Origin of the sequence: Streptococcus oralis (assembly GCF_026782285.1) — a bacterium.
In the GTDB taxonomy this organism is placed as follows: Bacteria; Bacillota; Bacilli; order Lactobacillales; family Streptococcaceae; genus Streptococcus; species Streptococcus oralis_CG.
The window spans coordinates 180,451-200,534 of the sequence record NZ_JAKUWG010000007.1; the positions used below are offsets into that span (position 1 = coordinate 180,451).

Here is a 20,084-nt window from a genome sequence, read left to right on the forward strand (position 1 = left end):
TGAACACATTTTAGAAACTGATAAATTAATTTAGTTTCCTGCCAAAAACCCTACCAAAAATTAATTTGGCAGGGTTTTTCTTTTTAATAAAATTATTTTGGAGAACAGTTGAATATTGTTCTCCTTTTTTTATTTTATGGAGGGAAAATGACAAAAGAATTACAATCATCACGCTATATTGTCATTTCATTTTTAGTACGTGAAATGGGAATTGACATTGTTGAAGCCATCTCTCTTATGGCTGAATTAGAAAAAAGTGGCTTGGTTCGATTGGAATCAAATGGAGATTTAATACTCAAAGAACTTGGAGGAGCGCTATGAAACGAATTACCGCAAATCAATACCAAACTTCAGAACGGTATTATAAATTACCTAAAATTCTTTTTGAAGATGAGAAATATATGGATATGAAACTAGAAGTAAAGGTGGCTTATTCTATTTTAAAAGATCGTTTAGAATTATCTCTCAATCGTGGTTGGATAGATGAAGAAGGCGCGGTTTATTTAGTATTTTCTAATTCTAAACTGATGAGGCTGTTAGGTTGTTCGAAGTCAAAATTACTGTCCATCAAAAAAACTCTTAAAGAATATGACTTAATTGATGAAGTTCAACAGTCTTCAAGTGAGAAAGGAAGACTAGCTAATAAGATTTATTTAGGAGAATTATCTTCTACCCCAGTAGGTAATTCAAACAGGCCTAGTGTTAATAAAAGACTAGGGCAGGTTGAAAATGAAACGGCCCCCGTCTCATATTCAGCCCCTAGTGAGACTGAAGTTAGTGAGACTAAATATAGTGAGACTGATTCTTTATTTACTGAGGATGAGGAGGATAGGAATACTCATCCTATCTTGAAAAGAAAAGTAGAAAAGGTCACAAAATATGATCGAGATTATATTTGGGGATTGGTACAAGATCAATTTAGACGAGAAGGTTTTTCTGAAACAGCCAGTGAAATTGCTATGACTGATTTTGAGAGAATCTATCAGTGTGCTCTTGACAATGTTCGCTTTGTTAGACGTGCGGAAGTGCTTGCTGAATTTGTGTTTAACGGCTTGTATTCTGTTTGGAATAACCGTGTTAGAAAAGGAGGTGGTTAAATGTCGCCAATCGAGTGGATATTAGTTATGCTCATTTTAATTTCAAGTGGTATAACTCTTTGGACGTTGATTGTCGATCAGAAAGGGGTGATCAAGAAATGAGATTTATTGATTTATTTTCAGGTATAGGTGGATTTCGACTAGGAATGGAAAGTGTTGGACACGAGTGTATTGGATTTTGTGAGATTGATAAATTTGCTAGAGAATCTTATAAGTCCATTTTTCAAACGGAAGGAGAAATTGAATTTCATGACATACGAGATGTTTCAGATGACGAATTTAAAAAACTTAGAGGGAAAGTCGATATCATCTGTGGGGGATTCCCTTGTCAAGCATTTTCAATCGCAGGAAGACGATTGGGATTTGAAGATACTAGAGGAACTTTGTTCTTTGAAATTGCTCGGGCGGCCAAACAAATCCAACCACGTTTTCTTTTTCTTGAAAATGTTAAAGGCCTACTCAATCACGATAAGGGACGGACGTTCACCACAATCCTTACCACACTTGATGAGTTGGGGTTTGATGTTGAGTGGCAGGTGCTTAACAGTAAGGATTTCGGCGTTCCCCAAAACAGAGAGAGGGTGTTTATTATCGGACATTCTAGAAAGAAAAGTACCAGACTCTTATTTCCTTTCAGACGAGAAGGTCAAGCAACTAACTCTGAGATTTTAAAAACATTAGGGAATTTGAATCCATCAAAAAGTGGAATGAGCGGTAAAGTCTATTATTCAGAAGGTCTTGCGCCAACCTTAGTTCGTGGAAAAGGAGAAGGATTTAAGATTGCGATTCCTTGTATGACACCAGACAGATTAGAAAAGAGACAAAATGGGAGACGATTTAAGGATAATCAAGAGGCGATGTTTACTTTAAATACTCAAGATCGCCATGGTATTGTCGTTGTTGGAGATTTACCAACTAGCTTTAAGGAAACTGGTCGAGTTTATGGAAGTGAGGGGTTATCTCCAACACTGACTACAATGCAAGGTGGAGATAAAATTCCCAAAATACTAATTCCAGAACCAATCAAATTTCTAAAAGTACGGGAAGCAACGAAAAAAGGATACGCTCAAGCAGAAATAGGAGATTCAATCAATTTGGAAAGACCAAGTTCTCAGTATCGTCGTGGTAGAGTTGGAAAGGGTATAGCTAATACGTTAACAACTAGTGGACAAATGGGAGTAGTAGTTGCTAGTTATGAAGGAGAAGATAAACAAGTTTATCATGTAGCCGGTGTATTAAAAGATGGACAATTTTACCGTTTGAGGATACGACGAATCACTCCTAAAGAGTGTTTTCGCTTGCAGGGCTTTCCTGATTGGGCTTTTGAAGCCGCTAGAAAAGTCTCTAGTAATAGTCAGCTCTATAAACAAGCTGGTAATAGTGTAACCGTTCCTGTGATTGCCGCAATCGCAAAGAAATTAAAAGAAATAGAGGAAAAAGATGAAAGCATTAAATAAAGAATCAATACTAGATTGTGATGAATTAGAAACAGAATTACATGATGCAGAAATCAAACAGCTGGATGAACAATTATTTTTGATACCCAATTATCCATGTGAGTTTGAAGTAACATTTTTAGATGATTACCATAAAAAACACAACTACCCACTATTTTACGAGTCCTATCTTCAAAACGTTATGGAATTCCTTGAAAGTCAAGACATAAAACATGGAGTTGATGCCTTTGTAGATGATCATCAGAATCTCGTTTTTATTTTATATGGACAAGGTTATCGAGCCGAGGGAAAAGAGGGAATACTTACAACCCAAGTAACTGTAAAAGCTTATGATGAAGACAAGAAACCGATTAACTTCGCAAATTTATTAGATTCCTTGATTGTCTCAGAATATCAAATGGAACCGAATCTTTGGGAGGTCTCTCATGATTGATCTCTATCTAAGTAAAAATAGCCAAAGAAATCAACTTCTTTTGGATTTCTTTCAAAAGTATAGCATAGAGGTCACTCCTCATTCTATTTCTGAAATGACAAAGGACAAATTAATTGAAATGATGAGCTATTCTTCAGATTGTTTTGAGTTTTTATCTCCCAATTTATTACGATTTAAGAATCGTGACAATCTAAGATTAACGGATTTCATCGAAATGATATTAAAAAATCCTGAACTAAGCATCAGACTTCCTCTTGCAGTTTCAAATAAGAGAGTTTATCCAAATCTGAATTTGGAAGAGGCTAGAGCTCTATTGCCAAGAGATACGAAACAATTGATTTACATGGCACAAACACATTATTTATCTAACTAAAGGAGAAGCAATATGGCTGAACGATTTTGGGAGAACTTGTCCATTATTTTGGCTGAAAGAAATATCAGCTGGATTGAGTTAACCAGAAAAATGTTTGCGGGAGAGTTTCACTATCCAAGTGAATTGAATCGTTTGTATCAAAAGATACGCCACTACAAGATGGAACAACGAATGCCTCAAAGTCCATGGGTAGAAAGGATTGTGCGGGTATTAGATTTAGATTATGAAGATTTATTTCGGAGGTAACTATGAAAAGAATAATTCCAGTGTATATATTCCAACAAGTAAATGTTTTATTGGTATCCCTATACTTACTGAAATTGCTTTGTATTAGTGAGTTAACCATACTACAGATTCTCTATTGTGCGTCGCTCATTTCTTTTTTATGGATGTATGGTCAACGAAAACAAGTGGTCAAGGTCAATATGAAAACTAGGATGAAATGGCTTGGTATTGGATTCGTTAGCCTACTGATTATAAATCTATGTTTTAGTCTGATTCATGCTCAAGGAAGCACGAATCAAGCAAACTTAATTGGCCTTCAACATCAGGTTCCTTGGTTTTCATTTTTATTGTTCTTAATCAATGCGAGTATGGTTGAAGAATTTTTGTATCGAGAAATTTTATGGAACTTGGCTAAAAAATTAGATATTCGAGTTGCTTTGACAAGTGTTTTATTTGCCTTAGCACATCATCCAGGAACCATTCTAGGTTGGTGTTTGTATGTTTCACTTGGGATGTTTTTAGGGCTTGTACGCTATAAATCTGACTTATGGGGCAATATGGGTCTACATTTAGTGTGGAACCTATCAGTCTATGTCTTATTTTTTCTTTAATAATAGCTGGTCTGTCTTACGTATGGATTAATTTTGAAATAAAAAAACTAAATGAATTGATTTTAAAGAAATAAAATGCTAACATATATAGTAGTTGTTAGCATTTTATTTCTAAGAAAGGAGAATGATATGGTTGATAAAAGAGAGAAACTGATGAACTCTTTCAATCAGTATGGTTTTTTAACTTTTAAACAAGTGATAGATAAAAATTTACACTACAAAACCTTATTAAAAATGGTTACAGAAGGAAAAATCGATGCTGCAGAAAAAGGCTTATATCGCTTACCTGATATTTATTTAGATGAGTGGTTTGTTCTTCAGTATCGATTTCCAAAGGGAATCTTTTCTTTGGAGACAGCACTTTGGTTACATGGTTTATCTTTGACTATCCCTTTTAACATGACGATGAGTTTTCCTTATGGTACGAATACCAAAAACATTAAGGAAGCAGATATACGTCCTATTATTTTACGCTCTCACTATAGTGAAGGAATTATTGAAATAGAGCGTCTTCCTGGCCAATTTATTAAAGTTTATGAAGTTGAACGAGTTTTGGTTGAGTGTCTAAGACCAGTTCATCAGGTGGATCTTCAAATTATTGCACCAGCGTTTAAAAAATATTTTCAACAAAATAAAATTCATTTACACAAATTATTTTATTATGCCCAGCTATTTAAAGTAACTGATAAGTTACAATCTTATACGGAGGTACTATCTTAATGTTTTCAAATGCGAATAGCTTTAAAGCAAAAATCAAAAACATTTCAAAAGATAAGGGAATTCCAGCCCAACAAGTACAACAACATTATTTAATTGAGCAAGTATTAAAGCTGATTTCTACTAGTTCTTATAGAGATTCCTTCATTGTAAAAGGAGGGTATCTAATAGGTCAAATGATTGGACTAGATAAGCGAACCACAATGGATTTAGATGTCACTCTGAAGGGAACCGAAATGAGCAAAGAAAATTTGATTCATATCTTTGAAGAGATTCTTTGTTCTAAAACTGATGGATTTTCATTTTCAGTAGATAAGCTAGAACCTATTCGCCAAGATGATGAATATGGAGGATTTTCATTAAAATTAAATGCAACTTTTGATACATTAAAAGAGGTTGTTTTTATTGATATTACTACTGGTGATAAGATAACACCAAGAGAAATTACTTATTCAATGACTTCTATCTTTACTAATGAAAGCATCAAGATATGGACATATAATCTAGAGACTGTACTTGCTGAAAAGTTAGAAACGATCATTAGTAGGGGATTAGCTTCGACACGCCCACGTGATCGATATGATCTTTTCACCTTGTATAAACTTAGAAAAGAAGAGATTAATCTAGAAGTATTAAAAAATGCACTTGAGAATACGGCAGAAAAACGTAAAAGTAAAGATACTATTTATAATTGGGAAGAACAAGTGAGAGGAATTGAAATTTCTGATTATCAGAAAGAGCTATGGATTCGTTATCAACGCCAATTTAAGTATGCTAAAGATATCTCATTTGATAACTCTGTTCAGGTTATTAGGGAAATTATGCAACAAATATTTTAGTACAAAAGTAACTCATTAGTAAAGCAGTGAGTTGCTTTTTTTATTCCAATAACTCCAAAAATGTGATAAAAATTTCAACTACTCTTATCTATAATAAAGTTACCTGTTCTTTGAAAATTGAATCCACTCCGTCTTGATTAGCGTGCCTGTGTAAGTAGGGACTGAGAGTATTTCCCTGTGAAGGGCAACTGGCACAAGACGTGTGTGAGAATTTTCTAACAGACACGGAGTTTATCGTTACCAGACTTAAACGATGCGACAAACTAGATAAAGGAGTTAATCATGAAGGTAGTAAACTTGTATGATTTGAAACAAATGGGAAATAAGGGTGGTTGTACCATCCAATTGATTCATCACTTTCCCTTTGGTATGGGCTTAGGACATCTCAAAAAAGACTACATTGAATTTAAACGAGTTGGTATCTTTGATGGGAAGGCAGTAGAAGTCACTCTTCGAGAACCTTATTCGAGAAATCTACTGCAGGTTGTCAAGTCGATTAAGCAACATCAGAAATTGATAGCTTATCGTTATAAAGAAGGAAAACTGCTATTTGTGAAGAAGGAGGCATCAGATGTCCTCTGAACAACAGGAACGAATGGCAGTTCAATATGCTGAGCGTAGTCTTTTATTTACTGTAAGAAGTCTTTTAAAGATTCTAGAATGGTCTAGACGTCAGGCTTTAGAACAGGATTCCGCCTATAAGATAGGGGTGCAGAAATTAGAAGAATTGCTACAATCTCCTTATTCGATTGATACGATTAATCTGAAAAAAGATTTTTTAGACAAACCAATTGATATAGAGAAGTTTAAAGCTTTTTTAGAAAAAGAAGAGATTCCTTTAGCCATCGCTTGGCAAGGGGATTCTCTACATTTCTACACGAAAGACCGTTCGATTCTAGACAATCATTTAGACCATCTGTTAGAAAAAATGGTTAATGATCCGGAGAAATTAGCTGATTTTACCATGGATAAGTCATTAGACGATGCAATTGATGAGGCTAAATCCCAAATTACCTTTAGACAAGAAGGAGCCGTCAAACAGAAAGAGATGGTGAGATGATGTACAGTGGAAAGAAATTCCTACTATTCTCACTGTTAGGTATCTTACTAGGCTATCTTTTTCATCGTTTGACGCTTTTGTATGATTCCTATACTGGAAATAGCTTAGATAAATGGACTCATCTCCTGATGGAAGGTCAAGATGAAGTTCTTCAGTCGCCATGGAATGTTTCTTTTACTGGAAAATCAAGTGCTTTTTTTCTACTAGGTTTTGTGATGATGTTACTAGTTTATCTCTATCTAGAGACTGGTAAAAAACAATACCGAGAAGGGGTAGAATACGGGAGCGCCCGTTTTGGAACTCTAAAAGAAAAGAAGCTCTTTTACGGTAAAGAATTTTCTCATGATACGATCTTAGCACAAGATGTTCGTCTGACATTATTAGATAAAAAACCACCCCAATATGATAGAAATAAGAATATTGCGGTGATAGGAGGTTCAGGAAGCGGGAAGACTTTTCGCTTTGTGAAACCCAATCTAATTCAGATGAATAGTTCTAATATTGTGGTGGATCCTAAAGATCACTTGGCCGAGAAAACAGGCAAACTCTTTTTAGAACATGGCTACCAAGTAAAGGTGCTAGATTTAGTCAATATGAATAACTCAGATGGCTTCAATCCTTTTCGCTATATAGAGACAGAAAATGATTTGAATCGCATGCTGACGGTTTATTTCAATAACACCAAAGGCTCTGGCTCCCGTAGTGATCCATTTTGGGATGAAGCTTCTATGACTTTGGTACGAGCTTTAGCCTCTTACTTGGTCGATTTCTATAACCCACCTAAAACAAGAGAACAGCTCATAGAAGAAAGTCGTTTAAGTCAAAAGGAATACCAAAACTTGTTGAAATGTCAAAAAAAAGAAGTGGAAGAGCGAAAAAAACGAGGGCGTTATCCAAGTTTTGCTGAAATCTCAAAACTCATTAAACACCTATCCAAGGGTGAAAACCAAGAAAAAAGTGTCTTAGAAATTCTATTTGAAAATTATGCTAAAAAGTATGGAACTGAAAATTTTACCATGCGAAATTGGGCAGATTTCCAAAATTATAAGGATAAGACTCTGGATTCTGTCATAGCTGTAACCACTGCTAAATTTGCTCTCTTCAATATTCAAAGTGTCATGGATTTGACCAAAAGAGATACCCTTGATATGAAGACATGGGGCCAGGAAAAATCAATGGTTTACTTAGTTATCCCAGATAACGATAGTACCTTTCGCTTTCTTTCAGCCCTCTTTTTTTCAACCGTATTTCAAACTCTAACAAGACAAGCAGATATTGATTTTAAGGGTCAATTGCCTCTTCATGTGAGAGTCTATTTAGATGAGTTCGCAAATATCGGAGAAATTCCAGATTTTGCTGAACAAACCTCAACAGTTCGTTCTCGAAATATGAGTCTCGTTCCTATTCTACAAAATATTGCCCAACTTCAAGGGCTTTATAAAGAAAAAGAAGCTTGGAAAACCATTTTGGGGAACTGTGATAGCTTAGTCTACTTAGGTGGTAATGATGAAGATACCTTTAAATTTATGAGTGGGTTACTCGGTAAACAAACCATTGATGTTCGAAATACTAGTCGTTCCTTTGGCCAAACAGGTTCAGGATCCCTTTCTCATCAAAAGATTGCTCGTGATTTAATGACACCTGATGAAGTCGGAAATATGAAACGACATGAATGCTTGGTTCGAATTGCCAATATGCCTGTCTTTAAAAGCAAAAAATACAATTCCACTAAGCATCCAAACTGGAAGTACCTAGCCAATCAAGAAACCGATGAACGGTGGTGGAACTATCAGATCAATCCTTTGAATCAAAGACAAGAAAATCATCTTGAAGGCCTTAGAATTCGTGATTTAACTTTTGAATCTAGTTTAAAATAAAAATAGAAAAGAGGAAATAGATGATTACGCATTTTAAAGGTTTTGTTTATGGAGTAGACGCAAGTGCTATGTTTGCACAAGCTATGTCTTTGTTACAGAAGGGATTGATTGCGGTTGGTGCCTTTCTCGTTGTTGTTGGGATTGTCAATCTTGCAACCAACATTAAAGATGGTGGACCAGGAGTTCGGAATGCCATTCTTGAAATTGTCGGTGGTGTTATGGTAGGGGCTGCTGGAGCCTTTGTAACCCAGATTTCAATTTAGGAGGATAAACAATGACATGAATCTTAGTTTAGTCTCACCCTTTGTTTACCTTGCATCTGAAAAAATATCAGCTGAAAATTTAATTGAAGGATTTAATGTGGATTTACAATCTACAGTAGATCTGATTAAATCTCTATCTAGCTATAATCCAACCGTTTGGACTTATATGTCTAGTATTACTAAAAGTGTCATGCAGCCTCTTGGAGTTGCGATTTTATCAGTTGTTCTCATCTTAGAATTTTCGAAGATGGCAAAGAAAATTGCTAACTCAGGAGGAGCGATGACCTTTGAAGCATTAGCGCCGATGTTGATTAGTTATATCATGGTCGCAGTTGTAATTACCAACACTACCGTCATTGTAGAAGCCATCATTGGGATTGCGAGTCATGCCATTGAGCAAGTGGCCTCGATTGTGGCTCACGGTGGGGCAAAGTATGATACCATCTCTGGATTAAAAGGGTCAGGATTTATTGGCCGGATGATTGTGGGCTTTTTCGCCCTCCTCATTTGGCTTGTTCGGATAGTAAGTGCAGCCATGGTTAATCTTTTGGTATCTATTCGATTTATTCAACTCTACCTTATGATCCCATTTGCCCCTCTTACGATTCCAACATTTTTAAGTGATGAATGGAAGTCTATTGGTATTGGCTATTTAAAAAATATTATGGTCTATGCGGTACAAGGGGTTCTTATTTTTCTGATTGTTTCTCTTGTTCCTTTATTTGAATCTGCTGGGAAAATAGCTGTTTCAAATGGTGCAGGAGTCCTGCAATCACTTGCGATTATGTTTGGTAGTTTGATACAAGCTATCTTACTGATTATTGCCCTCGTTGGTTCTCAACGTACGGCTCGTTCAATTTTAGGTATGTAATTAGATAAAGGCTAGGAAGTGATTGCTTCTTAGCCTTTTTAGAAAGGAAAGTCATGAATACACGTGTCTTTAAAGACATCTCAAAATACCAACACAGGGCTTGGTTAGGCTTCACTACAAGGCAAATCATCTTTGTCCTACCAGCCTTTATTGTCACAATTATTGTTTTGGGTTTGAATCTCTTTTACTGGCAATTTGGAGATTGGTTTGTTTACGGTTTTGTGTTTGCCTTTACCATCCCCCTCATGCTATTTGGAGTCTATAAACCCAATGATTTATATTTTGAACATTATTTGAAATACCGTCTTCATTTTGAACTAACGGTTCCCCTACGCACAATTACAGGAAAGAAAGGACCTGAACATGAAAAGAAAATCAAATACATTAAAGAAACAAAAAACTTCAATGACTAATAAAAAAGAAGAAGTTAAAGGGAAAAAAGAGGAAGTGTTACCCTCTACGGCTAATACTATTTCCTATCAAGCCCTGTATCAAAATGGTCTGATGCAGGTAAAAGAAGATTATTTCTCACAAAGCTACTTACTTGGTGATGTCAATTATCAGACTGTTGGTTTAGAAGATAAGGGCGCAATCATTGAGAAGTATTCTGATTTGATTAACTCTTTAGACGACCAAACCAACTTCCAATTGACCATCTTTAATAAAAGATTGAATTTAGAAAAGTTTAGACAAAGTGTTCTGTATGAGGAAAAGGAAGATGGGTATGATAGCTATCGTAAAGAATTGAATCGGATGATGAATCAGAATTTAGACAGTGGTGAAAATAATTTTTCAGCTGTGAAACTGATTAGCTTTGGTAGAAAGGATTCTAATCCCAAACAAGCCTTTCGTTCCTTGTCTCAAATAGGCGAATATTTCAAGAGTGGTTTTTCAGAAATTGATGCTCGCTTTGAATCCTTGACTGGCGAAGAGCGTGTCAACTTGTTGGCGGATATGCTTAGAGGAGAACACCATCTTCCTTTTTCTTACCGTGATTTAACGAGATCTGGTCAGACAACTCGTCACTTCATAGCACCTAATCTCTTGGATTTTAAAAACAAGAATTACCTACAAATCAATGACCGCTTATTGCAGATTGTCTATGTGAGAGACTACGGCATGGAATTAGGAGATCAGTTTATCAGAGATCTCATGCAAGGAGATTTGGAATTGATTGTAAGCCTTCATGCTCAAAGTTCGACTAAGGCGGATGCCATGAAGAAACTACGAACGAAGAAGACCTTAATGGAATCCCAAAAGATTGGGGAACAACAAAAACTTGCTCGCACAGGTATCTATTTGGAAAAAGTAGGTCATGTATTAGAAAGCAATATCGATGAAGCTGAGGAACTCTTAAAAACCATGACCGAGACAGGAGATAAACTATTTCAAACAGTCTTCTTGATTGGTGTTTTTGGTCAGGATGAAGAAGAACTTAAACAAGCACTAGACACTATTCAACAAGTGGCCGGCTCAAATGACCTAATGATTGATAAACTTCCATATATGCAAGAAGCAGCCTTTAATAGTTTGCTGCCATTTGGTTGTGATTTTTTAGAGGGAGTATCACGGAGTTTATTAACATCTAATGTAGCAGTGAACTCTCCATGGACTTCAGTAGACTTACAAGACCGCAGTGGGAAATATTACGGTATCAATCAAATATCAAGCAATATTATTACCATTGATCGAAGCCTATTAAATACACCGTCTGGTCTGATTTTAGGAACATCTGGAGCTGGGAAAGGGATGGCAACCAAGCATGAGATTATCACGACCAAAATCAAGGAATCTGGTGAAAATACGGAAATTATCATCGTGGATCCAGAAGCAGAATACAGTGTCATTGGACGAGCTTTTGGGGGAGAAATGATTGATATTGCGCCTGATTCCCAAACCTATCTCAATGTCCTTGACTTGTCTGAGGAAAATATGGATGAAGATCCTGTAAAGGTAAAATCAGAATTTCTTTTATCCTTTATCGGCAAGTTATTGGATAGGAAAATGGATGGAAGAGAAAAATCGATTATCGACCGAGTTACCAGACTCACCTATCAGTCATTTAAAGAGCCTTCTTTGGAAGAATGGGTCTTTGTCTTGAGTCAACAGCCAGAAGAAGAAGCGCAGAATTTGGCACTTGATATGGAACTGTATGTCGAAGGTTCTCTTGATATTTTTTCTCATAAGACCAATATTCAGACAGGATCTAATTTCTTGATTTATAACGTTAAGAAGTTAGGAGATGAGCTGAAACAAATCGCCCTTATGGTTGTTTTTGATCAGATATGGAATCGTGTTGTTCGGAACCAAAAATTAGGGAAGAAGACCTGGATTTATTTTGATGAAATGCAGCTTCTCTTATTAGATAAATATGCCAGTGATTTCTTCTTTAAATTGTGGAGTCGTGTCAGAAAATATGGAGCTAGTCCTACTGGAATAACTCAAAATGTTGAAACCTTATTGTTAGATCCAAATGGTAGACGGATTATTGCAAATAGTGAATTTATGATTCTCCTCAAGCAAGCAAAAAATGACCGAGAAGAACTGGTTCAACTATTAGGCTTGTCAAAAGAACTTGAAAAATACCTAGTCAATCCAGAAAAAGGGGCTGGACTAATAAAAGCTGGTTCAGTTGTCGTTCCCTTTAAAAATAAGATTCCTCAAGGTACTCAATTGTTTGATATTATGAGTACGGATCCTGATAGAATGGCTTCTAACAAAGGGGAAGTAAAATGAAGGATAAGAGAGAAATCATACGTGCCCGAAAGGCATTTAGAAGAAGTCTAAAAGATGAGAAGAAATTCTTGAAAAAAGGAAAGAAGGAGGTGAGAAAACAGAAAAAAGATTCCTCTGTACTGGATGAAAAAGCATGGAAAAAAGAGATAAAGCAAAAGCTAGAGGGGATGAGAGAAGCTTCAAAGGCTAGAGTAAAACAAGCAAATGAAGACTACAATCACATCCTTCAAAATATTCCTCCATCTCTTTTGAATCGCAAAGAATTAAGAGACAGGCGATTGCCTCATGCTAGGAAACGATTGAAAATAGCCAAGAAGCAATTTAGAGAAGCCAAGGTAGAAGCAAAAGAAGAAAGAAAAGAGAGTCGTAAAGAAAGAAAAACCAATCAAAAATTTCTCTACGATCAGGAATCGAAACAAAAATCTAATTTTTTCTTTCAAGGGAAGAGTTTAGAAGAATTAAAAGCTAAGAAAGAAGTCAAGGCCGCAAAAGAGAATCTAAAATCTACTAAACAAGCCTATAAGTCCAAAAAAGTCAGTAGGAAAGCCAAAACTTTTCTTTATGTCCTTGGACGTGAAGGAGGAGAGTTAGCTTCAGAAAATGAAGATTTAGAAGGCTATCGCACACTTCAAGAGACCATTAGAAAAGGGAAACGCTACAGTCGGCTTTCTTATAATCTTGGAAAAGCTAGTGTCAAAACAGGACAAGCAACAGGTCGTTTTACCAAGAAAAGACTGAACAACACAAAAGAGCGATACCATCATTTTAAGGATGGAAAAGGATGGAAACTAGCGAAAGATAACCCAAGTTCCTTTAAAAATCGGTATCGAAAATTAAAGAAACAAGGTCTTTCAAGTATCCGAAATATCTATCAAAAACTAAAAGCAGCCTTTTCCTTCTTTACATTTGCGGCTGGAAATCCTGTGACCTGGATAGTTGGAGGAATAGTCTTTCTTCTTTTACTTATGATGAGCTTCTTTTTAGGATTTTCATCTGCTAGTTTGATTCAACAAGATGAATTTGAATTAACAAAAGCTTATACCCACCTAACTTGGGAAGATGCAGAACATACTCGCACAAATGACAAAGGAATTACCTATTACACAAAAGTTGATGATGTGATGGGGTATATGAACTTTAAATTCCATGACTATGAGTTACACAAACCAGTTCACTTATTTAGTTCAGAAACTTACAAGGATTATCTGTCTACTTTGTGGCATGATTTAAACGATGGGGATGATTTGAAATCCATGCAAGATCTCTATGAAACTCCTAAGTATAAACTATCGAAAGACGATCAAGAGGAAATAAAGGAAGTAAAAGAAGAGGGGGTGTATGCTTCCATGCAGGAATTGGACAATCCATTTGAGGGGAAAAGCAACGAAGATAGTCTAACCATGACTTATCGTTACGGATACTATGATTTAGACGGGAAACCTACTCTTCAGGAGTATATTCTACTAGAAGCAAAGGCTCACCAAACGATTATCGCGCCAATGGACGGAGTTGTATCTCTAGATGGTGATAATGTTATTCTCACTAATGGAAAAGGAGAGAATACAAGTCGTTTAACCTTGTATTCTATTCATAATGGCCGTGCGATTGAGGGGACGAGAGTATTAACTGGGGATGCTATTGGTGAGACACCAGACGATACAGGTTTGAAAGTTTCCTATCAGAAGTATAAAAACAAGAAAGAAAAATTGGTGTACGTCAATCCGCAATTTTATTTTCCAAAAGTCATTCAACTTCAGACCACTATCTTACCTGCCATTGGTCAGTTTGGTGGAGATGAGTTTGAACGAGCAAAACATATTTATGAGTTTTTGAAATCTCAAGGGGCAAGTCCCCAAGCCATTGCGGCTATTTTAGGAAATTGGTCGGTAGAGTCTTCTATCAATCCTAAACGAGCTGAGGGAGATTATTTATCTCCTCCTGTTGGCGCTACCGATTCCTCATGGGATGATGAAACCTGGTTAGCGATAGGAGGGCCAGCCATTTATAGTGGTGCTTATCCTAATATCCTTCATAGAGGTTTGGGGTTAGGTCAATGGACGGATACCGCAGATGGTTCAACACGTCATACAGCTTTATTGAATTATGCACATATCAAAAATAAGAAGTGGTATGATTTAGACCTCCAACTTGATTTTATGCTTCACGGGGATAGTCCTTACTATCAAAGTTGGTTAAAGGATTTCTTTGGAAATACGAGTAGTGCAGCCAATCTAGCCCAACTCTTCCTTACCTATTGGGAGGGAAATTCTGGTGACAAACTACTGGAAAGACAAACCAGAGCAACGGAATGGTATTACCAAATTGAAAAAGGCTTTAGCCAAACAAATGGAGGGCATGCAAAGAGTGACCCGCAATCCCTTGAAGGTGTCCGTGGAGACTTGTATGAGAATTCTGTTCCTGGTGGAGGAGATGGTATGGCCTATGCCTATGGGCAATGTACATGGGGTGTTGCGGCTCGTATGAATCAATTAGGCTTAAAATTAAAAGGAAGTAATGGAGAGAAGATTTCAATCATTAATACCATGGGAAATGGTCAAGACTGGGTTGCGACAGCTTCTAGTCTTGGAGGTGAAACGGGTTCCACACCAAGAGCAGGTGCTATTGTTTCTTTTGTGGGAGGTACACATGGCACACCAGCCATTTACGGTCATGTAGCTTTTGTAGAGAAGGTCTATGATGATGGTTCTTTCCTTGTGTCTGAAACCAACTATGGTGGCAATCCTAACTATACCTTTAGAAAAATCTCGCAAGCAGATAGCGCCATTAGTTTTGCCTATACGGTGAAATAAAAGAATCATGTCATCAGTTTAGGTGACATGATTCTTATTTTTTATAGAGTGACATATTTAATGCCATAGGCTGATATCTTACTTGATGATCGTCTTTAATCAATTGACTGTAAGTAACAAATCCGAACTGTTCATAAAATTGAATGACTTTAGGATGATTGACACTATCTAAAAATACCATCTGAGTTCCTACAATTGCTCGAAATTCTTCAATTTTTTGAATTACAATTTCAAATAACTCTTGTCCTGATAGTTTATTTAGTTTTGTGTTTTTGCCGAATTGACCGATAAGTAACACAGGGAGATAATCAATATTTTGGGGACTTTTCCCTTTTAGGACGAGTTTCTTTTTTAAGGATTCCTCTAAATCAGAAATATCAACAACTTTGAGAGATAAACTAAAGAATCCTATGATGTTATTTGTTTCAGTTTCTTCAACGATAAAATTACGAGAACGATGTTGTTTTTCAAAATTGGGAGCTTTATCAGATAGATAAGTCAACATCTCTTCATTATCTTTGAAATTAACATTTTCTAAAATGATAGTTTTAAATAGCTCCTGAACTTGTTTCTCAGTTTTATCAGGAGCCAGCACTTGAATATTTTCAAGATATTGCTTAAGTGGTGTTACTTGAATTGTCATCTTACAGATACTTTAAAATGAGTTTATTTTTCGTTGGAGCGGTAGCGTCTTGTGATTCAATAGATTTCAAGACTGCTTGTAGCTTTTTAGATGGTTCATGATTAAGAATTTTTAGAGCATCTTCGTTTGTTAGTTTTATATCACGTGTTAAACTGATTGTAGCCATTTGTTCTACCTCCTGTTTCTACTTAAATTCATTATAGCTTATTTTGAACAAAAGTTCAATCTAAAGATAGTGTATGTTTTCTATAGTGTATAAATCCAAAATAAGTTTTTCTCTTGCGTTTGTAGCTCATATTCGTTAGAATAATGGTGTAGATGAGTGGTCGGCTCATGGTCAATCTGATAGTAATCTTGGACATAAGGGCCAAGCGGTGGCGGACACCAGAACAAAATCCGATAGCAATCTTGGACGTAAGGGCCAAGCGGTGGCAGACACCAGAATAAACCGACTGACTAGGTGGCTTACAGGTTCTGTAAGTCATCTTTTTTTCTTGGATAATATGAATGGGAAAAACTTGAATAAAATTCGTTAATGACATCTATTTTTAAAGAAAATGTAAAATTCTATTACTAATAATATTTTAGTAAAATATGTTGATAGATTACATAGAAAGTGATATACTTAAGTTATAAGAAACCGTTTTCAAAACGAGGAAGGATTAAATTTGTTGTCTTGGTGCTCAGGGTGTAATGGATTAAACTAGGAAAATAATTCTAAGAATTTATAAAACATAAAATCTTTGTTCTATAGGGTTATTCTCTTATACAAGGAGTCTACAATGAAGAAACTATTCATATTACTATCAACTTTTTTTCTCAGCTTTTTCTTTATTTGGATTATTGTCTTACGTGCGCCACAATATTTATATGCAAGCTATGATTCCGTCTCCTTACTTCGTGTCAAAAAGGATACTCAGGAACCAACGCGTGAGGTATTTGAACAGGAATTAGAGAATTTTGCAAACTCAGAACAGAGTTTGATTGCAAGACGGATAGTAGAGCCGAGTAAGGATGGAAGCACCAACTTCACCTATGCGACCTATGGTCAGGGAGGCTTGCCAAAAGAGTTTCAAGCGGCTAGCCAAGAAAGCCGAGAACGGAGCGATCCTCTCAATAGTTACCTTCTCTTATCTGGTTCATTGACCAAGGAAAAATTAGCTGCAAAATTAGATGATTTAGGTTATAAAGCGATTGTAGACCGCAAAACTCCTCCGTATCTTTTAGCTTTTTGGATTGCTTTAAATCCGTTGTTATTGATTAGTTTAGCTATATTTGGATTAGCTTTTTTTGCTATGGTGATTATCACTCGGATTAAGGAGATGCGGGCTGCAGGGATTCAGCTTTTTTCAGGACAGTCCCTCTTGTCCATTATAGGAAGCGCCTTATACGATGACGTCAAGTGGCTTTGCTTAGCTGGGGGGGGATCCCTTATAACGGGAGGTGCTGTCCTCCTCGGCCAAGGACTCTTTTATCCCGTTCTTTTAGCAACCTTTAGTATCGGAGTGGGGCTTTATCTTCTCTTTTTATTGGGAATTTCACTCGTACTGAGCTTGCTCTACTTGATGAGCTTGAGCTACAAGGCTTTGGTTCCTGTGTTAAAAGGACGTTTGCCCCTCAAACGATTGATGACCTTGACCTTGCTATGTCAGTTGGTTGCTGTCTTTACAGTAGGTTATGCAGTCAAGACTGGCTTGACTTCATACCAGCGTTTACAGGAACTCCAGCTATCCAAGCAAGCTTGGGGAGACCGAGCAGATTATTACCAGATTTCCTTTGGGCTCGGTGATAGAGGAAAAAATGCAGAAAATCAGAGCAAGTGGTATGCCTTTGCTAAGGAAGCAATCGAAGAAGAACAAGCCCTTTATGTAAAGGATAACCTGCTCCATTTTGCCAATCCACAAGGAAAAAATGAACAGGGAGAGACACTAGATACCTATAGCCCAAATGCTAATACGCTCTACGTTAGTCCCAGTTATTTGGAGAAGGAAAAGGTCGTGGTAGATGCTGAGACCAAACAGAAGTTAGCCCATCTCCAAAAAGGTGAGTTTGTCCTCTTGCTCCCAGAACATTTGCGCTCTCAAGAAGCAGAACTAAAAAAAATCTTTGAAGAAGAATTAAGTTATTATGGAAAATCTGGTGAGGAGGCAAGTGCTCCTTTGGATTATGAGATGAAAGCGCACGTTAGTTATATTTCAATGGGAGAAAAGCGATTTGTTTATAATAACGGTGAGAACCCCGTGTCAACTCAGTATTTGACGGATCCGATTTTAGTGGTATTCACGCCGACTTCTACAGGTGATAGTTTTACATCCTTATCTAGTTGGTCTATTAATGCTGGTAAGAATATCTTTGTCAAAGGATATGAAGATGGGATTAAACTCTTGAAAAATGCAGGAATTTATGATCAAGTATCCTACCTCAAGGAGGGACGAAGTGTTTACCTCGCACGTTACTATGAGGTTCAAACAGAAACTCTAACCCTTATTTTAGGAGCTATTATTGGAATCGCGAGTTCTTTGCTTCTCTTTTATTCTGTGAATCTTCTTTATTTTGAACAATTCCGTCGTGAGATTTTGATTAAACGAATTTCTGGTTTGCGATTTTTTGAAACGCACTCTCAGTATATGATTAGTCAATTTGCTAGTTTTGTATTCGGTGCGAGTCTCTTTATTTTGTTTAGTCGGGATGTGGTGATTGGATTTTTAACTTTATCAATCTTCCTCGTTAGTGCTATACTGACTCTCTACCGTCAAGCACAGAAAGAATCTCGTGTTTCTATGACCATTATGAAAGGAAAATAGAATGATTGAACTAAAGAATATATCTAAAAAATTTGGAAGCCGTCAGCTATTTTCAGATACTAATCTTCAATTTGAAGGTGGGAAAATTTATGCCTTAATCGGTACAAGTGGCTGTGGTAAGACAACCCTCTTGAATATGATTGGACGATTAGAGCCATATGACAATGGAGAAATTATCTATGATGGCACTTCTCTTAAGGACATCAAGCCTTCTGTTTTCTTTAGAGATTACTTAGGATACTTATTTCAAGATTTTGGCTTAATTGAAAGTCAAACCGTCAAAGAGAATCTCAATCTGGGTTTAGTTGGTAATAAGTTGAAAGAAAAAGAGAAAATCTCTTTGATGAAACAAGCTCTAAACCGTGTTAACCTCTCTTATTTAGATTTAAAGCAACCTATCTTTGAATTATCAGGAGGAGAAGCACAACGTGTTGCACTAGCGAAGATAATTTTAAAGGATCCGCCTTTGATTCTTGCAGATGAACCAACCGCTTCGCTAGACCCCAAAAACTCTGAGGAATTACTCTCTATCCTAGAATCTTTAAAAAATCCGAATCGAACCATTATTATTGCGACCCACAATCCTCTTATTTGGGAGCAAGTGGACCAAGTCATTCGAGTTACCGATTTATCACATAGATGATATGGCAAGATTCAGCAATAAGAAAGTTTTTGATTATATACAGCATAAATTTCGAAAATCTGGAGTACTTGTTTATAATCACAATATTATTTGAGAACGCAGTTTTGGCTCGTTCTCTTTTTTTGTTGTGATACTTCTTTCAAGGAATATTTGGTAGGATTGGAGTGAAAAAAGATTAACTAGGAAAGAAGGAAGTATATGGAAGCCATTTATCAACGTGATTCGGATCAAGATGGACTAACTGATGCTCAAGAATTAGCGCTAGGAACCAATCCTATTAGCGCAGATTCTGATGGTGATGGTCGTTCAGATTTAGTGGAAGTAGAAGAAGGAACCAATCCCTTAGAAAAGGATTTACAAGACATAGACCAAACAAGTATAACTGAACCATCTTCAGTATTTATGGAAATGAAACAAAAGATTTCAGATATGATGGAGAGTCACTACAAGGAATTTATACAGGCTCTGATTAGTATTGAAACAGGGATTGAAAACCAACAAGACCTAGAAGACTTATATACTTACTACATGAGAACAGATTCTGTTTCTCTTTTGTCTAATGATTTAGAAACCAGTCCTCAAGAGGTTGAAATGGAGATAGAGTTGTAGGGGAATCATGTGATTC

At 36.4% G+C, this 20,084-nt stretch carries 23 protein-coding genes; 20 read left to right on the top strand and 3 right to left on the bottom strand.

The annotated features are described in order from the left end of the window. The first annotated feature begins 147 nt into the window (after positions 1-147). The 17 genes from MK403_RS05995 (at position 148) to MK403_RS06075 (ending at position 15,369) form a co-directional block, all read left to right on the top strand. Complete coding sequence (locus MK403_RS05995) at positions 148-321, top strand: hypothetical protein (RefSeq protein WP_000159605.1); 174 nt, start codon at positions 148-150, stop codon at positions 319-321. Next, entirely contained in the window at positions 318-1,097 is a 780-nt protein-coding gene (locus MK403_RS06000; RefSeq protein WP_268709272.1) for a replication initiator protein A, read from the top strand. Before MK403_RS05995 ends, MK403_RS06000 begins: the two co-directional genes overlap by 4 nt. Before the next feature lie 98 nt (positions 1,098-1,195). Next, on the top strand, positions 1,196-2,554 hold the full coding sequence (gene dcm / locus MK403_RS06005; protein ID WP_268709273.1) for a DNA (cytosine-5-)-methyltransferase: 1,359 nt from the start codon (positions 1,196-1,198) through the stop codon (positions 2,552-2,554). Beyond that, positions 2,538-2,987, top strand: coding sequence for a hypothetical protein (locus MK403_RS06010; RefSeq protein ID WP_268709274.1), 450 nt, complete (start codon positions 2,538-2,540; stop codon positions 2,985-2,987). Before dcm ends, MK403_RS06010 begins: the two co-directional genes overlap by 17 nt. After that, positions 2,980-3,360 (top strand): thioredoxin domain-containing protein, encoded by a 381-nt coding sequence (locus tag MK403_RS06015; protein WP_000566538.1) that lies wholly within the window; start codon positions 2,980-2,982, stop codon positions 3,358-3,360. The genes MK403_RS06010 and MK403_RS06015 overlap by 8 nt, the downstream gene beginning before the upstream one ends. Positions 3,361-3,372: 12 nt before the next feature. Beyond that, positions 3,373-3,606 carry a hypothetical protein gene (locus tag MK403_RS06020; RefSeq protein ID WP_050305945.1) on the top strand — a complete coding sequence of 78 codons (234 nt, stop codon included), beginning with the start codon at positions 3,373-3,375 and terminating at the stop codon, positions 3,604-3,606. Positions 3,607-3,608: 2 nt separating this feature from the next. Then, the gene (locus tag MK403_RS06025; RefSeq protein ID WP_268709275.1) at positions 3,609-4,196 is read left to right on the top strand and encodes a CPBP family intramembrane glutamic endopeptidase; all 588 of its coding nucleotides are present in this window, start codon (positions 3,609-3,611) and stop codon (positions 4,194-4,196) included. A gap of 129 nt (positions 4,197-4,325) precedes the next feature. Then, entirely contained in the window at positions 4,326-4,916 is a 591-nt protein-coding gene (locus MK403_RS06030; RefSeq protein ID WP_268709276.1) for a type IV toxin-antitoxin system AbiEi family antitoxin domain-containing protein, read from the top strand. Then, the gene (locus MK403_RS06035; RefSeq protein WP_129299934.1) at positions 4,916-5,752 is read left to right on the top strand and encodes a nucleotidyl transferase AbiEii/AbiGii toxin family protein; all 837 of its coding nucleotides are present in this window, start codon (positions 4,916-4,918) and stop codon (positions 5,750-5,752) included. Before MK403_RS06030 ends, MK403_RS06035 begins: the two co-directional genes overlap by 1 nt. A 282-nt stretch (positions 5,753-6,034) precedes the next feature. Next, positions 6,035-6,334 (top strand): hypothetical protein, encoded by a 300-nt coding sequence (locus tag MK403_RS06040; RefSeq protein ID WP_268709277.1) that lies wholly within the window; start codon positions 6,035-6,037, stop codon positions 6,332-6,334. Further along, positions 6,324-6,812: a hypothetical protein gene (locus tag MK403_RS06045; RefSeq protein WP_268709278.1), complete on the top strand. Its 489-nt coding sequence runs from the start codon at positions 6,324-6,326 to the stop codon at positions 6,810-6,812. The genes MK403_RS06040 and MK403_RS06045 overlap by 11 nt, the downstream gene beginning before the upstream one ends. Next, entirely contained in the window at positions 6,812-8,689 is a 1,878-nt protein-coding gene (locus MK403_RS06050) for a VirD4-like conjugal transfer protein, CD1115 family (RefSeq protein WP_268709549.1), read from the top strand. Before MK403_RS06045 ends, MK403_RS06050 begins: the two co-directional genes overlap by 1 nt. 20 nt (positions 8,690-8,709) lie before the next feature. After that, positions 8,710-8,952 carry a hypothetical protein gene (locus MK403_RS06055; RefSeq protein ID WP_000627865.1) on the top strand — a complete coding sequence of 81 codons (243 nt, stop codon included), beginning with the start codon at positions 8,710-8,712 and terminating at the stop codon, positions 8,950-8,952. 16 nt (positions 8,953-8,968) lie between these two features. Next, the gene (locus tag MK403_RS06060) at positions 8,969-9,823 is read left to right on the top strand and encodes a conjugal transfer protein TrbL (protein ID WP_268709279.1); all 855 of its coding nucleotides are present in this window, start codon (positions 8,969-8,971) and stop codon (positions 9,821-9,823) included. 53 nt (positions 9,824-9,876) lie between these two features. Beyond that, positions 9,877-10,236 carry a PrgI family protein gene (locus MK403_RS06065; protein ID WP_081571467.1) on the top strand — a complete coding sequence of 120 codons (360 nt, stop codon included), beginning with the start codon at positions 9,877-9,879 and terminating at the stop codon, positions 10,234-10,236. Further along, the gene (locus MK403_RS06070; RefSeq protein ID WP_268709280.1) at positions 10,187-12,559 is read left to right on the top strand and encodes a VirB4-like conjugal transfer ATPase, CD1110 family; all 2,373 of its coding nucleotides are present in this window, start codon (positions 10,187-10,189) and stop codon (positions 12,557-12,559) included. Before MK403_RS06065 ends, MK403_RS06070 begins: the two co-directional genes overlap by 50 nt. After that, complete coding sequence (locus MK403_RS06075; RefSeq protein ID WP_268709281.1) at positions 12,556-15,369, top strand: phage tail tip lysozyme; 2,814 nt, start codon at positions 12,556-12,558, stop codon at positions 15,367-15,369. Before MK403_RS06070 ends, MK403_RS06075 begins: the two co-directional genes overlap by 4 nt. 34 nt (positions 15,370-15,403) lie before the next feature. Here MK403_RS06075 and MK403_RS06080 read toward each other — a convergent pair whose 3' ends face one another. Genes MK403_RS06080 through MK403_RS06090 form a run of 3 tightly spaced genes read right to left on the bottom strand, consistent with a single transcriptional unit; the run spans position 15,404 to position 16,497 of the window. Then, positions 15,404-16,012: a hypothetical protein gene (locus MK403_RS06080; RefSeq protein ID WP_268709282.1), complete on the bottom strand. Its 609-nt coding sequence runs from the start codon at positions 16,010-16,012 to the stop codon at positions 15,404-15,406. Position 16,013: 1 nt separating this feature from the next. Continuing rightward, positions 16,014-16,178, bottom strand: a complete 165-nt coding sequence (locus tag MK403_RS06085; protein ID WP_167350217.1) for a hypothetical protein — start codon at positions 16,176-16,178, stop codon at positions 16,014-16,016. 55 nt (positions 16,179-16,233) lie between these two features. Next, positions 16,234-16,497 (bottom strand): hypothetical protein, encoded by a 264-nt coding sequence (locus tag MK403_RS06090; protein ID WP_142324050.1) that lies wholly within the window; start codon positions 16,495-16,497, stop codon positions 16,234-16,236. 297 nt (positions 16,498-16,794) lie between these two features. Between MK403_RS06090 and MK403_RS06095 the strand changes: the two genes are divergently transcribed. The 3 genes from MK403_RS06095 (at position 16,795) to MK403_RS06105 (ending at position 20,068) form a co-directional block, all read left to right on the top strand. Beyond that, the gene (locus MK403_RS06095) at positions 16,795-18,816 is read left to right on the top strand and encodes a bacteriocin-associated integral membrane family protein (protein ID WP_268709283.1); all 2,022 of its coding nucleotides are present in this window, start codon (positions 16,795-16,797) and stop codon (positions 18,814-18,816) included. Position 18,817: 1 nt separating this feature from the next. Continuing rightward, a complete protein-coding gene (locus MK403_RS06100) occupies positions 18,818-19,459 on the top strand; it encodes an ABC transporter ATP-binding protein (protein ID WP_000571298.1) in 642 nt (213 codons plus the stop codon). Between the two features lie 198 nt (positions 19,460-19,657). Next, positions 19,658-20,068 carry a cell envelope biogenesis protein OmpA gene (locus MK403_RS06105; protein WP_268709284.1) on the top strand — a complete coding sequence of 137 codons (411 nt, stop codon included), beginning with the start codon at positions 19,658-19,660 and terminating at the stop codon, positions 20,066-20,068. Positions 20,069-20,084: the final 16 nt, after the last annotated feature.

Excerpts from the sequence above, each read along its gene's own strand:
- MK403_RS05995 (WP_000159605.1), top strand. The coding sequence starts at position 148 with ATGACAAAAGAATTACAATCATCACGCTATATTGTCATTTCATTTTTA.
- MK403_RS06000 (WP_268709272.1), top strand. The coding sequence starts at position 318 with ATGAAACGAATTACCGCAAATCAATACCAAACTTCAGAACGGTATTAT.
- dcm (WP_268709273.1), top strand. The coding sequence starts at position 1,196 with ATGAGATTTATTGATTTATTTTCAGGTATAGGTGGATTTCGACTAGGA.
- MK403_RS06010 (WP_268709274.1), top strand. The coding sequence starts at position 2,538 with ATGAAAGCATTAAATAAAGAATCAATACTAGATTGTGATGAATTAGAA.
- MK403_RS06015 (WP_000566538.1), top strand. The coding sequence starts at position 2,980 with ATGATTGATCTCTATCTAAGTAAAAATAGCCAAAGAAATCAACTTCTT.
- MK403_RS06020 (WP_050305945.1), top strand. The coding sequence starts at position 3,373 with ATGGCTGAACGATTTTGGGAGAACTTGTCCATTATTTTGGCTGAAAGA.
- MK403_RS06025 (WP_268709275.1), top strand. The coding sequence starts at position 3,609 with ATGAAAAGAATAATTCCAGTGTATATATTCCAACAAGTAAATGTTTTA.
- MK403_RS06030 (WP_268709276.1), top strand. The coding sequence starts at position 4,326 with ATGGTTGATAAAAGAGAGAAACTGATGAACTCTTTCAATCAGTATGGT.
- MK403_RS06035 (WP_129299934.1), top strand. The coding sequence starts at position 4,916 with ATGTTTTCAAATGCGAATAGCTTTAAAGCAAAAATCAAAAACATTTCA.
- MK403_RS06040 (WP_268709277.1), top strand. The coding sequence starts at position 6,035 with ATGAAGGTAGTAAACTTGTATGATTTGAAACAAATGGGAAATAAGGGT.
- MK403_RS06045 (WP_268709278.1), top strand. The coding sequence starts at position 6,324 with ATGTCCTCTGAACAACAGGAACGAATGGCAGTTCAATATGCTGAGCGT.
- MK403_RS06050 (WP_268709549.1), top strand. The coding sequence starts at position 6,812 with ATGTACAGTGGAAAGAAATTCCTACTATTCTCACTGTTAGGTATCTTA.
- MK403_RS06055 (WP_000627865.1), top strand. The coding sequence starts at position 8,710 with ATGATTACGCATTTTAAAGGTTTTGTTTATGGAGTAGACGCAAGTGCT.
- MK403_RS06060 (WP_268709279.1), top strand. The coding sequence starts at position 8,969 with ATGAATCTTAGTTTAGTCTCACCCTTTGTTTACCTTGCATCTGAAAAA.
- MK403_RS06065 (WP_081571467.1), top strand. The coding sequence starts at position 9,877 with ATGAATACACGTGTCTTTAAAGACATCTCAAAATACCAACACAGGGCT.
- MK403_RS06070 (WP_268709280.1), top strand. The coding sequence starts at position 10,187 with ATGAAAAGAAAATCAAATACATTAAAGAAACAAAAAACTTCAATGACT.
- MK403_RS06075 (WP_268709281.1), top strand. The coding sequence starts at position 12,556 with ATGAAGGATAAGAGAGAAATCATACGTGCCCGAAAGGCATTTAGAAGA.
- MK403_RS06080 (WP_268709282.1), bottom strand. The coding sequence starts at position 16,012 with ATGACAATTCAAGTAACACCACTTAAGCAATATCTTGAAAATATTCAA.
- MK403_RS06085 (WP_167350217.1), bottom strand. The coding sequence starts at position 16,178 with ATGGCTACAATCAGTTTAACACGTGATATAAAACTAACAAACGAAGAT.
- MK403_RS06090 (WP_142324050.1), bottom strand. The coding sequence starts at position 16,497 with ATGACTTACAGAACCTGTAAGCCACCTAGTCAGTCGGTTTATTCTGGT.
- MK403_RS06095 (WP_268709283.1), top strand. The coding sequence starts at position 16,795 with ATGAAGAAACTATTCATATTACTATCAACTTTTTTTCTCAGCTTTTTC.
- MK403_RS06100 (WP_000571298.1), top strand. The coding sequence starts at position 18,818 with ATGATTGAACTAAAGAATATATCTAAAAAATTTGGAAGCCGTCAGCTA.
- MK403_RS06105 (WP_268709284.1), top strand. The coding sequence starts at position 19,658 with ATGGAAGCCATTTATCAACGTGATTCGGATCAAGATGGACTAACTGAT.